Genomic DNA, 14,235 nt, shown 5'->3' on the forward strand with positions numbered 1-14,235 from the left:
CTCCAGAGGGACTCCCTTCGACTACGCTCAGGATAAACTTCTCGTCCTAGTTACTTTAATTTCTATATTTAACTAAGCCATCCTTCCAACTCTATCTTCAAAATTTCAAGAGCCTCCAGAGGGACTCGAACCCACGACCTGCTGATTACAAATCAGCTGCTCTAGCCAGCTGAGCTATGGAGGCTTTTCATTACTTTTTTCTCACAAAAAAAGCCCGCTATTTCTAACGGACTGCAAATGTATATATTTATTTTTTTATTCAAAACATTTTTCGTAAAATTTTATCAGGAATGTGTCCTTAGTTTTTCTTTTCGTTTTATAAGCTGTCTTTCTAATGACGAAACAGCCATGTCTGCACCTTCCTCAAAGCTTTTACATTGCTTTTTTACCACAAAACTGTCCCCCGGGACACTAACTCTAGCTTCAAAAATTTTGTTTTCCTTGTCACTTGTATTTTCTACCTTTAAATACACGTCCGATTTTATGACCTTATCATAAAATAATTCTAACTTATCCATGCGTTTTTGAATAAAATCCAACAATTTTTTGTCAGCATTAAAATTTACCGATTGCGTGTTTACTTTCATACTTCTACTTTTTTTGGTTAGACAATAAATGTGAATGCTATTTTTTGCTCCTTGGGTGCGCTTTAATGTGTACCTTCTTCAACTCTGAAATGCTATTATGAGTGTACACTTGAGTCGCAGCTAAACTAGAATGTCCAAGAAGTTCTTTAACAGCATTTAGATCGGCACCTTGGTTTAATAAGTGGGTTGCAAAAGAGTGCCTTAATATGTGTGGACTCTTTTTTACTTTAGAAGATGCTTTACTAAAATAATCATTTATTATTCTGTACACAAGTGTTTCATAAATTTTTGCTCCTTTTTTTGTCAAAAATAAGATGTCTTCATCGACAATTTGCTCTAAACCTTTTCTATAGCTTAAGTATTCGCTTAATGTTTTTAAAGTAGAATCCAATAACGGAACAATGCGCTCTTTATTTCTTTTACCTAATACCTTTAAGGTTTTATTTTGAAAGTTTACACTGCTCAACTTTAAATTGACAAGCTCTATTCTACGAATGCCCGTTGAATAAAACAGCTCTATAATTAGTTTATCCCTAACACCTTCAAAACTTTGATCAAAAACGAAATCGTCCAATACGGCATTAACCTCGGTTTTTGAAAACGGCACTTGCACTTTTTTTGATGTCTTTAAGGCTTTATGCTTAGCTAATGGATTTGTTTTTAGCGCTCCTATTTTAAGCAAGAACTTATAATAAGTGTTTAGCGCAGAAATTTTCCTGTTAATGCTTCGATTGGAAAGCCCCTGTTCTACAAGTGCGACAATCCAGTTTCTAATCTGAACATAAACAACCTGGTTGATGTTTTCAGAATCAAATTCTATTTTAATAAACTCCGAAAAACTTTCAATATCTTTAGTGTATGCTTTTACTGTTAAAGCCGAATAGTTTTTTTCTAACAACAAATAATCTGTAAAGGCCTTTAAGGAGTTCAAAAGTGTAACATTTAAAATTGAAGGTTCAAGTTAGGAAAAACAACGCTTAAAAACCAACATTATAAAACGTTGTTATATTTTGGGCAAAAAAAATCCCGCTGTTAGCGGGATTATATATGGTCTTATATGCATTAAATCTCTTCTGCATCTCTTAAGCTTTGGATATATTGCGCTTTTTGTATTTGCGCTCTACGCTCCACAGAAGGCTTTGTAAATTGCTTACGTTGCTGCAACTGACGCTTAACTCCTGTTCTGTCGAACTTACGCTTAAAACGCTTTAACGCTCTATCTATATTCTCTCCTTCTTTAATTGGAATTATTAACATAGTGTCTTAACCTCCTCTCTTTTAGATTTTGTGGGTGCAAATATAATTAATAATTGAAAATGAACAATTAAAAATTTAATAATTATTTTAATCCTAAATTCCCATCTTAACTTCTATCCTATAATACATTACTTCAACTCCACTTAGTGATTACAGAACAACTTATTACCCAGCAACCATTAACTTAAACTAAGTCATTGGCTTATACTCCTTTTTATCAAAAATAATCTTAGCTAAAATCTCCCGAAGTATTTCCGAGGTACCTCCTCCTATAGGCCCTAGCCTACTATCGCGCAACAAACGCGCCATAGGGTAATCTTCCATATAACCATAACCTCCTAAAAACTGCAGGCACTGGTAAATCACTTTATCGGCCATTTTAGTCGATTTTAATTTGGATATGGTCGCTTCTTTCACGACATATTCCCCTTTGTTCAATCGAGAGGCCACCATATAGTTGTAGTTTTTGCACAACTCTATATCGGCATACAATTCTACAGCATTATGACGCAAGGCCTGAAATTGGTCTATGGCTTTCCCAAACGCTTTGCGCTCGGACATATATTGCAAGGCATAATCCAAAGCATATTCGGCACGGGCATGGGCATTAACCCCCATAACCAAGCGCTCTAATGAAAAGTGTTGTACAATATAACCAAAGCCTTTATTTTCTTCGCCCAACAAATTAGCTACAGGTACTTTTACATTATCGAAAGCAATTTCTCCAGTATCTGAAGCACGCCATCCCAGTTTATCCAATTTGGTAGCCGACACGCCTTTTGTATCTCTATCTATAACAAACATACTCAAGCCTTTATTACCCAATTCAGGGTTGGTCTTTGCCGCTACAACAAGATAGTCACTGTAAACCCCATTGGTAATAAAAGTTTTGGAACCATTAATAATATAATGGTCTCCTTCTTTTACGGCTGTTGTTCGCATACCCGCCACATCACTACCACCAAAAGGTTCTGTTATACACAAGCAACCTATTTTATCGCCCGTAATACTTGGCGCTAAGTAATTTTGTTTTATCGTTTCGCTACCCTCTGCATTAAGGTGCGTCATGGATAAATACACATGTGCCCAAATGGCTGCCGCAAAACCTCCCGAATTTATTTTCTGAAGCTCTTCCAACAAAATAACCGTATAGAACACATCTAAATTTAAACCACCATAAGCTTCGGGATAATTAATTCCAAAAAATCCCATATCTCCAAACTTCTTCCAGATAAACCGATCTATGGTTCCTGTCTTTTCCCAAGTTTCTATATGCGGAACGACTTCTTTCTTTAAAAAATCCTGAAGGCTCTTTCTAAAGAGGCTATGCTCTTCTGTGAAGTAATTACTCATCTGTTCTAATTTTCGAGCGACAAATATAATTTAATTATATCGAATTTATTAACTGGAAAGTCCTTAACTTTTTGTAATTCTTCTAGGTTTTGAAAACCATCCTTTAAGGTTCGCTCCTCTATAATAGCAGAAGCCAAATCGTAATCGATATGTTGTACGGTAACCAATTGCGCTACCGTAGCCTTATTTAAATCTATTCTTTCTATGGATCTTGGTGTTTTTACCGTAAAGCGATTTGTAATGCGGGAAATAACTTCTGGGGAGAGGCCATACACATCCTGTAGCTGTACATCTGCAATAAAACCACCAACAAACTTATTTCTAAATTTAATGATACGTTCAGACAGCACTTTACCAACACCGTTTACCTTTTGCAATTGTTTTGCCGTAGCGGTATTTAAATCTTCTTTTTGGGCGGTACTTTTGTATTGGTCTTTATACCCTTTATTATCATTAAGTGAAGTTTTGGGATTTGTTATCCATTCCGGAAATTTAAAATAAGGTGACATGGCTGCCAACAGCGAATCGGATATCTTGGTTACCTCCTGGAATTGCTTTGCAGAATTAATCCACCTATTAGCTTTTCTAAAAGCCAATAGCCTATCAATTTCTTCATTGCTCATTCCTAAAGTGCTCCCTTTATAATCGGTAATATAATTGGGATTGAATGGATACATCTTAGAAGCTATAGCTGTTTTTTCAATTTGCCTAAGCGAATCGATTTCCTTTGAAAACACATCATAGGCTTCTTGATTGTATGCAACTGCTTCGGGGTGTAAATCAATAAAGTAGTAACTCACTTGAAGTGTCACTATAAGCAATACCAATAAAAAAATCCCATTCCGCTGTTGTTTTGTTAACGTGAAATGGGATTTTAAATTGTTCATATTAAAAATTAGCTTTTTAAAGCTTCTCTTTTCAATTTAATAGCATCGGTATAACGCTTTAATTGCTTCTTAACAACTGGCATTAACAGGTACAATCCTACCATATTAGGGAATACCATCGCAAAAATCATCGCATCGGAGAAGTCCCAAATAGACTTCATACTAGCCGCTGCCCCTATTACAACAAACGTTAAGAATAAAACCTTATAGGTTAAATCTGCTTTTTTACCTCTTCCAAAAAGAAACTTCCATGATTGCAATCCGTAATAACTCCATGAAATCATCGTTGAAACGGCAAACAGGAATACCGCCACAGTTAAGAACACATTTGAAAACGGAATATACTCTGCAAAAGCTTTAGCCGTAATACCAGCACCTTCATAAGACACTCCATCTATTAATACTGCTCCCAGGCCATCACCGCCATACTGGAAATAGCCTCCAAAATTAAAAATGATAATCACCAAAGCTGTCATGGTACAAATAACCACGGTATCTATAAAAGGCTCTAATAAAGCCACTAGACCTTCACTAGCCGAATATTTTGTTTTTACAGCCGAGTGCGCAATAGATGCCGAACCTGCCCCTGCTTCATTAGAAAAAGCAGCTCTTTTAAACCCAACCAATAAAACTCCAATAAAACCGCCTACTCCAATAGCTTTAGGATTAAACGCCTCTTCTACTATTAACCCAATAGCATCATCTATTAAACTAAAGTTTGCAAAAATGATATATAGACAGCACAAAATATATAGCACCGCCATAAAAGGCACTATTTTTTCAGTAACTGAGGCAATCCTTTTGATTCCTCCAATAATTATAATACCTACTAAAAAGGCTATAACCAATCCTATTACGGTACCTGCCATAGTGCTTTCCAAACCTAAAAGTTCCTTTACAACAATGGTTGCTTGGTTAGATTGTGCCGCATTACCGCCACCAAAAGAACCTCCAATACAGAATATTGCAAACAAAACCGCAGCAAGCTTTCCTAATCTCTTAAAGCCCTTTTCCTTTAAACCTTTGGTTAGGTAATACATAGGTCCGCCGTAAACCGTTCCATCTTCTCCAACATCCCTGTAGTGCACCCCTAAAGTACATTCAACAAATTTGGTTGACATTCCTAAAAGCCCACAGACAATCATCCAAAAGGTAGCTCCTGGCCCTCCTAAAGCTATTGCTAGTGCCACACCTGCTATATTACCATTGCCTACGGTACCAGATACCGCAGTTGCTAATGCTTGAAAGTGGGACACCTCGCCGTGCGAACTTTCATCCCTTATGGTCTTTTTTATGTCGCCATCGATTTCTAAATCACTATGTAAACTTTCTATATTTTCAATATGCTCTTCAATATCGTCTACCTTATTAATGTCTACACCTTGAGCAACACCCTCTTCGCCATATAAAATTTTTGCACCATGTTTTTCTATATCCTCGTACTTTCCTCTAACCACACTTATCGCCGTCCAAAAGTGTCTAATATTGGGAAACTTAAAATATAAGGTAAAAAATGCCGCACTAAAAACTAATAATATCAGTACAAATGGAGTTTCCCCAATCTGAAAAAAGATTACGTTAGAGAAAAAATCGGAAACAGGCTTAAAGGCTTCATCTATTTGTTGGTCTATTCCTTTTTCTACTGCTTCTTGTGCGAATGTTATTAATGGTAAAATGATTGCTAGTATGGAAAGAAGATACTTCTTCATATGAAATTAAAATTAGTTAGTGTATGAAACTTTTGATTTTAAAAAACGGCAAGATGGTAAAAATTATTGATTTTTTAAAACATAAGCTGTTAAAATGAGAAAAAGCTAATCTATATTATAAACAGCATTTAAAGCTTCTATCTGTTCTGGACGCCCTAAAACAATTAATCTAGAGTTTGGAGCCAACTCCAGCTCTGCTTCTGGGTTAACGATATATTCGCCTTTTTCATCTTTATAGCCAATAACCGTGCAGCCCGTCTTTTTTCGTAAATCTAAATCTTTAATGGTTTTCCCGGATGTATCGGTGTGGAGCTTTTCTACAGCCACTTCTTCTATATTGATATTATTTTTACCTACAATATTAAGATTATCCACAAACTCCATTAAGCCAGGGACCACCACCAGGGATGCCATGTGGTTACCTCCTATATTATCGGGAAGGATAACATTATTGGCTCCTGCGAATTTAAGTTTATCGTAAGATGATTCGCTTGAAGCACGACTTATAATATTTATGGTTTTATTTAATTGCCTGGCAGAAAGCACTACAAATAAATTATCGGCATCACTAGGTAATGCCGAGATAAAATTGGAAGCTCGATCTACCCCTGCCTGCACGAGCACTTCATCTTCATTGGCATTCCCTATAATATAAGGTACACCATCTATTTGCAGCCGCTCTTCCATTTCCCTGTTCTTCTCAATGACCACAAACGCTTTTTTATGTGTCATTAATTTTTTTACAGCCTGTCTTCCGTTTCTTCCATAGCCGCAAACCACTACATGTTTTTTAAAGCCATCAATTTGTTTTTGCATCCTTCTATGTTTTAATTCTTCAATTCCATTTCTACTTAAAATATATTCTGTTATTACAGACAAAGCATACCCCACAATAACCATACTGGCCAATATTAAAAAAATAGTAAAAATTTTAGATTCATCATCTAACGGTACTACTTCTCCAAAACCAACGGTAGTCATGGTTATTACAGTCATATAAAAGGCATCGACCCAAGAATAGCCCGATATCATAACATATCCCGCCACACCAATTAACATAATAACACCCAATAAAAATAAGGCAGTATATATCTTAGTCCTAAAAAAACGAATTAATGGATTGGTCATAAATTTACAGATCGAAAACCGATGAGCGTTTGGTATAAATTAAATCTTTAATACGCATCCAAAATGCCAAAAACAAATATAATGCAAAACCAAACCCCAAGGTTACAAACGTTAGGTACATAAAAGATGTACGCACTACCTTGGCCCTAATACCCAAGCGGTCTGCAATACGCTGGCACACATAATAGCCATGCTTTTGGAAAAACAATAATGGTTTGTAAACATTCATGTCGCAATTTACTGTTTCCTTTTTTAGTTTAAAAGTTATTATGTAAGAAGTTAATAGGCTATTGCTTTATTTAAAAGACTATTCCCAACGGCGCAACCTAGACACCTATTTTTATCGCAATACGATTTTTTTAACTCAATGAATGCTTGGGAATGCAAAGCCGATGTCGCTATTGGATTCAACTTATGAAAGGCCTCAACAACACTATTCTTTTCCAATTTTATTTCTGATATGAGATTTAAAATTACCTCATCTGCAGATACACCTTGCTGTTTAGCGTAGCAATGTTTTATAGGGATAATGGTGTTAATGAGCAATAAATCTACAAATCCCCTTGAAACGGTTTTTATAGATGATCTTGATTCCTTTTGAAACGTATAATGGTTTTCCCAAAATGAGGACGCAGAGATATTGAACAGCTCATAAAAGGCATCCAAGGTTTGTAGTTCTATAATTTTAGAAAATAAGTTTTGATACTGATGGTATATGCCTGCCAATTGCGACAAACGAATGGTTGGAAAATTTAAAGGGCGCAACCTAAAAAATTGCAATGACAACACCTTTGTATTATCCAGTTTAAACTTTTGCTTAAGTAACCGATACTCTATAACCAAGTTATAGTAATATCCATTTTCGATAATGTCTTCCAACAAACCAGATTGACCAAAAAACAAAGCTTCCAAACATAGCCTATTCGATTGTACTTTTCTAACTATAGAAAAATCGATAGTATTGGCCATACTTAAAAAGGCCTCACCATTAACCTTCAATCCAAAATTTTTGGACAACATTTTAAACAACACAGCTTCCCAATCATTTTTTGAAGCTTCGAGCAATGCTTCAATAGCCGCCGTCTTTTGTTCCAAACGTTCAAAATACAAACGTTCCAACCAGTTATTCAGTATAAAATTATCGACATAGGGAAAATCACTTTCACAATTAATCCAATTTCCTTGACTACCTAGTAACGCTTTGTAATTATCTAAAACTGCTTCTGATGTATAATCCTTAAGCTCCAATGTAGGTATTATGGTTTTATCGTTTCTAAATACTTCGGTATCATGCTCCCAGACCACATGTAAAATAACATTGTCGTAATTTTTATCCTGCTCGTGGTTATGCAAAAACCAATCGGATGACTTTACATGGATTTCTACATTACCGGCCCAAAGTTGCTCCCCAACAATTAATTGGGCATTAAAAAAATCGGGGCCCGCATTATGGTTATGTTGTCCCACCGATTTTATAATAATAGCCTCTCCCCCAGCGGTTCTTAAATTGGTAAGTTCAAACTTTTTATGCCTCCAAATGTAGTGTAAATATTTTTCTTGCATACCGCAAGATAATACTTACTTTAAAGATTTGCAAGTTCGTTTTTTAAAAGAGTAAAAATCTTTAACTGTCCTTCTGGTGACAAGGCGGCTTCATGTGCATTCGACCTTACATTATACAACCTTAGTTGTTTGTTCCTTAACTTTAGCCTTAATTGACAATATTGCTAAATTTGCAAAAACTTATTTTATGGAACAGCTTACCTTAACCACACCGGCCTTACTTTTTTCTGCCATCTCATTAATTATGCTGGCTTATACCAACAGATTTTTAGCCTATGCTACAGTAATTAGAAGTTTGCATGACAAATACGTTCAAAAAAAGGATTCTGTTTTAATTGCCCAAATAGAAAACATAAAACAACGCTTATACCTAACCCGTTCTATGCAAATTTTTGGAATCACCAGCTTACTGCTTTGCGTACTAACTATGTTTTTAATTTACATACAGCAACACACCATAGCTATTTGGGTATTTGGACTGGCTTTGCTTTTGCTTATCTTATCCCTTGTACTTTTAATTGTTGAAATCCAAATTTCGGTAAAAGCACTAGAGTACCATATTAGTGATATTGAGAATAATTAAGGTTTGGTGTCTTCGACAACCTTAGACACCAAACTATACTTATTTAGCTTAAACTCGCCAAACTTGCTTTAAGAGTTTCTATTTTTGCCAAAGCATCGGCTTCTTTTTTGCGCTCTCCAGCTACAACTTGTTCTGGCGCATTATTTACAAAGCGCTCATTAGCCAATTTCTTTTGTACCGACTTTAAGAACCCTTCGGTATAATTAAGCTCCTCGGTTAACTTATTAATTTCTTCTTCAACATTTATGGTGTCTAATGAAATGGGGACAAAATATTCATTGGATTTTACACGGAAACTCATTGCCCCGTCTATTTTGTCTTCAGAATATGATAGGTTTTCTACATGCCCCAACTTTTTGATGACCTCATCAAAACCGTTTGTAGCGTTTTCATTATTAATAACAACCAAATCTATCGCATCCTTAAACGGCATATTTTTTTCTTTCCGAATCGTCCTTATACCCGAAACCACTTCCGAAGCAAAATCGAATTGATTGACAAGCGCTTCGTTGGCCTCTTCTATCTTAGGGTACTTAGCAATGATCAAAGCATTTTCTGGCGTACGCTCCTTTATGGTTTGCCAAATCTCTTCAGTAATAAATGGCATAAAAGGATGTAATATTTTTAAGTTATCTTCAAAAATGGCAATAAGTTGATGGTATGTCTTGGCATCAATAGGTTGCCCGTAAGCTGGTTTTACGATCTCCAATAACCAGCCACAGAAATCATCATAAATCAATTTATAGATAGCCATTAATGCATCACTTAAACGGTACTTGCTATAATGGTCTTCAATTTCTGCCAAAACTTGGTTAAACCTAGCCTTATACCATGCTAAAGCAATCGTACTGTGTTCTGGTTGTTCGATTTCTTCAGACGCCTCCCAAAGCGTGGTTAAATAAAATGCGCTCCATACTTTGTTGCCCAATCCCCTACCTTGCTGGCAAAGCGCTTCATCGAACAACAAATCGTTACCTGCCGCCGAACTCAACAATAAGCCTACACGAACACCATCTGCTCCATAGTCTTCAATCAATTTCAGGGCATCTGGAGAATTACCTAAAGATTTGGACATTTTACGACGCTGTTTGTCGCGCACCAAGCCTGTTAAATATACATTTTCAAAAGGACGCTCGCCTTTGTATTCATAGCCAGCAATAATCATACGGGCCACCCAGAAAAATAAAATATCCGGTCCTGTTACCAAGTCATTAGTTGGGTAGTAATATTTTATCTCTTCGTTTTCAGGGTTTCTAATACCATCAAAAACACTCATTGGCCATAACCAAGAGGAGAACCAGGTATCCAAGGCATCTTCATCCTGCCTCAAATTGGCTATGGTTAACTCATGATTATTGGTTTTCGCTTTGGCCAGTTCCAGAGCTTGCTCTTTGGTTTCGGCCACAACAAAATCTTCCTTGCCATCACCATAGTAATACGCAGGTATTTGTTGTCCCCACCATAACTGACGCGAAATATTCCAATCGCGAATATTCTCCATCCAATGGCGATAGGTATTTTCAAATTTTTTAGGGAATAATTTTACTTCTCTATCCTCTCCCAAAACCGCCTCTATTGCCGGCTTGGCCAACGCTTCCATCTTTAGGAACCATTGGTCTGACAGCCTTGGCTCTATAACACATTTGGTCCTTTCGGAAGTCCCTACCTTATTGGTATGCTGCTCTATTTTAACCAAATAGCCCTTTGCTTCCAGCTCTTTTGTTATTTCTTTTCTTACTACAAAACGATCTTTCCCCTGATAGTGCAATCCGTAGGAGTTTAAGGTAGCATCATCATTAAAAATGTCTATCACCTCTAAGTTGTGCTTATCACCCAAAGCCTTGTCATTTTCGTCATGTGCAGGGGTTACTTTCAAACATCCCGTCCCAAATTCAACATCAACATAATCATCTTCAATAATTGGGATTTCCCTTTCACATAAAGGTACTATGGCTTTTTTACCTTTTAAATGCGTAAAACGTTCATCATTTGGGTTTATACAAATTGCAGTATCGCCTAAAATGGTTTCTGGTCTTGTGGTGGCAATCGTTACTTTGTCATCTGCCCCTACAATTTCATACTGTAAATAGTATAGGTTCCCTTGGCGTTCTTCGTAGATCACCTCTTCATCGGACAAGGTTGTTTTGGCCTCAGGATCCCAATTAACCATACGGTAGCCCCTATATATCAATCCTTTGTTGTATAGGTCTACAAAAACCCTAATAACAGACTCAGACAATGCTGGATCCATCGTAAACGCTGTTCTTTCCCAATCACAAGAAGCACCTAACTTCTTTAACTGCTCTAGAATAATACCTCCATATTCATGCTTCCACTCCCAGGCATGTTTTAAAAACTCCTCTCTGGTTAAATCATTCTTATTAATGCCCTGCTCTTTTAGCTTTGCAACCACCTTTGCTTCGGTTGCAATAGAGGCATGGTCTGTTCCCGGCACCCAACAGGCATTTTTGCCTTGTAACCTGGCACGTCGAATTAACACATCCTGTATGGTATTGTTAAGCATATGTCCCATGTGCAATACCCCTGTAACATTGGGCGGTGGTATAACAATAGTGTAAGGTTCCCGTTCGTCTGGTGTAGAATGAAAATAATCATGTTTCATCCAGTAATCGTACCATTTACCTTCTACCTGGCTTGCATCATATTTTGATGGAATTTGCATACTTTGGAATAGTTTTTGACATTAATTTGCAAAAGTACTCATATTTCTTTAGCTGTGAAATGAGCATTATTAAAATATTTTATCTAAAATTCAACACAAAAACAGCAAAATGCAGAATATACTTTTAATAGTGTTGAATATGTTAATACACGTGCATTATATCTAATATTTTTGCTGTTTGCCAAAAAAGTAAGTATGTTTGACTTGGTTTTGAAACCGAAATACTATAAAATAGACTTTATAAATATTAAATTAATTAACTAAAATATAAAGAGATGAAACAATTAATTACAATGGTTTGTATCGGTTTATTGAGTTTTTCAATCCATGCACAAGCCAAAATTGAATTCAAAACAGAAACTATTGATTATGGTACTATTGAAAAAGGCGCTAATGGTGTTCGTGTTTTTGAATTCACCAATACAGGAGACGAGCCTCTTATTATATCTCAAGTAAAATCAAGTTGTGGTTGTACCATCCCCAAAAAACCAAAGGATCCTATTTTACCTGGTAAAACCGGTGAAATTGAAGTGAAGTACGACACCAATAGAGTAAACCCCATTAGAAAGACCATAACCGTTATTTCTAATGCCGAAACACCTACCGTAGCCCTAAAAATTAAAGGTTTGGTTATAGACCCCAATAAAGAAAGTGTACTGGAAAAGAAAGATAAAAAAAGCATTGTGCAACAATAAACCTAAAAATAAAGATAAAGCAAACCCGAATAGAGATCTATTCGGGTTTTTTGTTGCTCTAAAGATGATATACCTGCATAAATAAAACTCTCTAATAGCACAGCTGTCTTTTAATTAATTGATATGCCAAATTATTTGTTTATTTACATATACCTCAACTCACTTTCTAGCAAACCTCGCTAGTCAAAAAATAATTTAATGACGTCAAGCACTAAAGTTTTTTTGATTTAAAGTTCTAAGGTTTTATCAATTCCAATGGTTGTCCATTTTTTTCAGGATATAATGCGCTTTTATCTTTCATTTCAACAATCAAAGCTTCCATCATCAACTTAAGTTGCTTAACATTTTTATCAGATAAATTATTGAACTCAAACGGATCCTCCTTTAAATTATAAAGCTCATAGTCTGGGGAGCCATCAATTTGAAAATGATATATAATCTTCCAATCCGATTTAACCATACTTGTAAAATAACTGGAACGATGACTATGGGGAAAATGATTAAGAAATAATTCATTACGTTTATGATTCTTTCGATTGCTCAATTGATCCTGCAGAGAGAATCCATCTAAAATATACCCTTCTTTTTTATTCACTTTGGCCACTCTACACAGTGTTGGAAATATATCGAGGATAGTTCCCATTTGTTGCTGAATGGCATTTTGTTTAATTATGGTTTCTTTTTGACAAAAAGCATCTTTATTTGGTGTAATCCATGATGCTATAAATGGAACTCTCATACCACCTTCCCAATGATTCCCTTTTTTACCTTTTATTGGTGATGAACTACTATAGCCTTCTTTGACAGGTAAAGGTGCATCCGAGCCATTGTCCCCCAGAAATAGAATTAAGGTATTCTCGCCCAATCCCAACTTTTTAACATGCTGTATAATATCACCAAGAGATTTATCTATTCCTTCAATTAAAGTTGCATAGGCTTGTGCATTTGGCGATTTACCAGAGTCCTTATAGTGATCACTAAAACGAGGATCTGATTGAAAAGGGGCATGGACCGCATAATGCGCCATATTAAGAAAAAAAGGCTTTCCTTCTTCCTTTGCCTTTGTTATTTCAAATATCGCTTCTAATGTTAATGCCTCTGTGAGAAATATATCTTTACCATGGTATTTTTCTAAACCCTCTACAGCTCTTGCCTTATTACCTGCTATATGCCCAAATCCATCTGCACCAAAATAACTACCTGGTTGACCTATAGAACTACCGCCAATATTGATATCGAAACCTAAATTAAGTGGATCTTCTCCTTCGCTGTTAAAAGGTCCAAAGTGCGCTTTGCCCACATGAATTGTCCTATAGCCCTGTTGTTGCAAAACTCGTGGAAGTGTAACCGATGCTTTGGTTAGTCCCTTCCAGTTCCAATCTTTGGGGCCAAATTCATTTTTATTATTTTCTTCAGACTTAATCCAATTGGTTGCTTTGTGTCGTGCAGAGTTCTGGCCCGTAAGGATTGAAATTCGTGTTGGAGAACAAACAGAATGGGCATAAAAGTTTGTAAATCGAATACCTTGTTTGGCAAACATTTCCATATTGGGCGTTCTGTAAAAATCATTTAACGAATGTTTCTCTGGTTTTCCATCAGAACCTGTTAAAAAGGGAACTGAAGTATCCATTAGTCCCATATCATCTACAAGAAAAACGATAATGTTTGGAGGGATACTTTCTCTTGATTGACCCACACATGGTGTTAAGCTTAGTAATGTTACAAACATTAAAGCTATAAGTTCTATTTTCAGTTTCAATTTATGTTGCATAATACATCTTATACTTTAT

At 36.0% G+C, this 14,235-nt stretch carries 13 protein-coding genes and 1 tRNA gene; 2 read left to right on the forward strand and 12 right to left on the reverse strand.

Annotation, left to right across the window (positions count from 1 at the left end):
• Positions 1–110 precede the first annotated feature (110 nt).
• The 10 genes from MR062_RS16395 to MR062_RS16440 form a co-directional block, all read right to left on the reverse strand.
• Positions 111–184 (reverse strand) — tRNA-Thr (locus tag MR062_RS16395).
• A gap of 100 nt (positions 185–284) precedes the next feature.
• Positions 285–587, reverse strand: a complete 303-nt coding sequence (hpf, locus tag MR062_RS16400; RefSeq protein WP_242206261.1) for a ribosome hibernation-promoting factor, HPF/YfiA family — start codon at positions 585–587, stop codon at positions 285–287.
• 37 nt (positions 588–624) lie between these two features.
• A complete protein-coding gene (locus tag MR062_RS16405; RefSeq protein WP_242206263.1) occupies positions 625–1,518 on the reverse strand; it encodes a tyrosine-type recombinase/integrase in 894 nt (297 codons plus the stop codon).
• A gap of 131 nt (positions 1,519–1,649) precedes the next feature.
• Positions 1,650–1,844 carry a 30S ribosomal protein S21 gene (gene rpsU, locus MR062_RS16410; RefSeq protein ID WP_242206265.1) on the reverse strand — a complete coding sequence of 65 codons (195 nt, stop codon included), beginning with the start codon at positions 1,842–1,844 and terminating at the stop codon, positions 1,650–1,652.
• Positions 1,845–2,033: 189 nt separating this feature from the next.
• Positions 2,034–3,197 (reverse strand): acyl-CoA dehydrogenase family protein, encoded by a 1,164-nt coding sequence (locus tag MR062_RS16415; protein ID WP_242206267.1) that lies wholly within the window; start codon positions 3,195–3,197, stop codon positions 2,034–2,036.
• Positions 3,198–3,202: 5 nt separating this feature from the next.
• Positions 3,203–4,084: a ComEA family DNA-binding protein gene (locus MR062_RS16420; RefSeq protein ID WP_242206269.1), complete on the reverse strand. Its 882-nt coding sequence runs from the start codon at positions 4,082–4,084 to the stop codon at positions 3,203–3,205.
• A gap of 8 nt (positions 4,085–4,092) precedes the next feature.
• Entirely contained in the window at positions 4,093–5,793 is a 1,701-nt protein-coding gene (locus MR062_RS16425) for an alanine/glycine:cation symporter family protein (protein ID WP_242206272.1), read from the reverse strand.
• A 105-nt stretch (positions 5,794–5,898) separates the two neighbouring features.
• Positions 5,899–6,921, reverse strand: a complete 1,023-nt coding sequence (locus MR062_RS16430; protein ID WP_242206273.1) for a potassium channel family protein — start codon at positions 6,919–6,921, stop codon at positions 5,899–5,901.
• A gap of 4 nt (positions 6,922–6,925) precedes the next feature.
• Positions 6,926–7,150, reverse strand: coding sequence for a PspC domain-containing protein (locus tag MR062_RS16435; protein WP_242206276.1), 225 nt, complete (start codon positions 7,148–7,150; stop codon positions 6,926–6,928).
• A 50-nt stretch (positions 7,151–7,200) separates the two neighbouring features.
• Positions 7,201–8,484, reverse strand: a complete 1,284-nt coding sequence (locus MR062_RS16440; protein WP_242206277.1) for a DUF2851 family protein — start codon at positions 8,482–8,484, stop codon at positions 7,201–7,203.
• Positions 8,485–8,671: 187 nt separating this feature from the next.
• Here MR062_RS16440 and MR062_RS16445 point away from each other — a divergent pair, with 187 nt between their 5' ends.
• Positions 8,672–9,067 carry a DUF2721 domain-containing protein gene (locus tag MR062_RS16445; protein WP_242206279.1) on the forward strand — a complete coding sequence of 132 codons (396 nt, stop codon included), beginning with the start codon at positions 8,672–8,674 and terminating at the stop codon, positions 9,065–9,067.
• A 43-nt stretch (positions 9,068–9,110) separates the two neighbouring features.
• Here the strand turns inward: MR062_RS16445 and MR062_RS16450 are convergent, their stop codons facing one another.
• Entirely contained in the window at positions 9,111–11,750 is a 2,640-nt protein-coding gene (locus tag MR062_RS16450; protein ID WP_242206281.1) for a valine--tRNA ligase, read from the reverse strand.
• A gap of 275 nt (positions 11,751–12,025) precedes the next feature.
• On the opposite strand from MR062_RS16450, the gene MR062_RS16455 reads away from it, so the two are divergent.
• Positions 12,026–12,445, forward strand: coding sequence for a DUF1573 domain-containing protein (locus MR062_RS16455; RefSeq protein WP_242206283.1), 420 nt, complete (start codon positions 12,026–12,028; stop codon positions 12,443–12,445).
• A 235-nt stretch (positions 12,446–12,680) separates the two neighbouring features.
• On the opposite strand, the gene MR062_RS16460 is transcribed toward MR062_RS16455, so the two are convergent.
• Positions 12,681–14,216 carry a sulfatase gene (locus tag MR062_RS16460; RefSeq protein WP_242206286.1) on the reverse strand — a complete coding sequence of 512 codons (1,536 nt, stop codon included), beginning with the start codon at positions 14,214–14,216 and terminating at the stop codon, positions 12,681–12,683.
• Between the last annotated feature and the right edge of the window lie 19 nt (positions 14,217–14,235).

Origin of the sequence: Aestuariivivens insulae, assembly GCF_022662195.1 — a bacterium.
Taxonomy (GTDB): Bacteria; Bacteroidota; Bacteroidia; order Flavobacteriales; family Flavobacteriaceae; genus Aestuariivivens; species Aestuariivivens insulae.

Excerpts from the sequence above, each read along its gene's own strand:
- hpf (WP_242206261.1), bottom strand. The coding sequence starts at position 587 with ATGAAAGTAAACACGCAATCGGTAAATTTTAATGCTGACAAAAAATTG.
- rpsU (WP_242206265.1), bottom strand. The coding sequence starts at position 1,844 with ATGTTAATAATTCCAATTAAAGAAGGAGAGAATATAGATAGAGCGTTA.
- MR062_RS16415 (WP_242206267.1), bottom strand. The coding sequence starts at position 3,197 with ATGAGTAATTACTTCACAGAAGAGCATAGCCTCTTTAGAAAGAGCCTT.
- MR062_RS16420 (WP_242206269.1), bottom strand. The coding sequence starts at position 4,084 with ATGAACAATTTAAAATCCCATTTCACGTTAACAAAACAACAGCGGAAT.
- MR062_RS16425 (WP_242206272.1), bottom strand. The coding sequence starts at position 5,793 with ATGAAGAAGTATCTTCTTTCCATACTAGCAATCATTTTACCATTAATA.
- MR062_RS16430 (WP_242206273.1), bottom strand. The coding sequence starts at position 6,921 with ATGACCAATCCATTAATTCGTTTTTTTAGGACTAAGATATATACTGCC.
- MR062_RS16435 (WP_242206276.1), bottom strand. The coding sequence starts at position 7,150 with ATGAATGTTTACAAACCATTATTGTTTTTCCAAAAGCATGGCTATTAT.
- MR062_RS16440 (WP_242206277.1), bottom strand. The coding sequence starts at position 8,484 with ATGCAAGAAAAATATTTACACTACATTTGGAGGCATAAAAAGTTTGAA.
- MR062_RS16445 (WP_242206279.1), top strand. The coding sequence starts at position 8,672 with ATGGAACAGCTTACCTTAACCACACCGGCCTTACTTTTTTCTGCCATC.
- MR062_RS16450 (WP_242206281.1), bottom strand. The coding sequence starts at position 11,750 with ATGCAAATTCCATCAAAATATGATGCAAGCCAGGTAGAAGGTAAATGG.
- MR062_RS16455 (WP_242206283.1), top strand. The coding sequence starts at position 12,026 with ATGAAACAATTAATTACAATGGTTTGTATCGGTTTATTGAGTTTTTCA.
- MR062_RS16460 (WP_242206286.1), bottom strand. The coding sequence starts at position 14,216 with ATGCAACATAAATTGAAACTGAAAATAGAACTTATAGCTTTAATGTTT.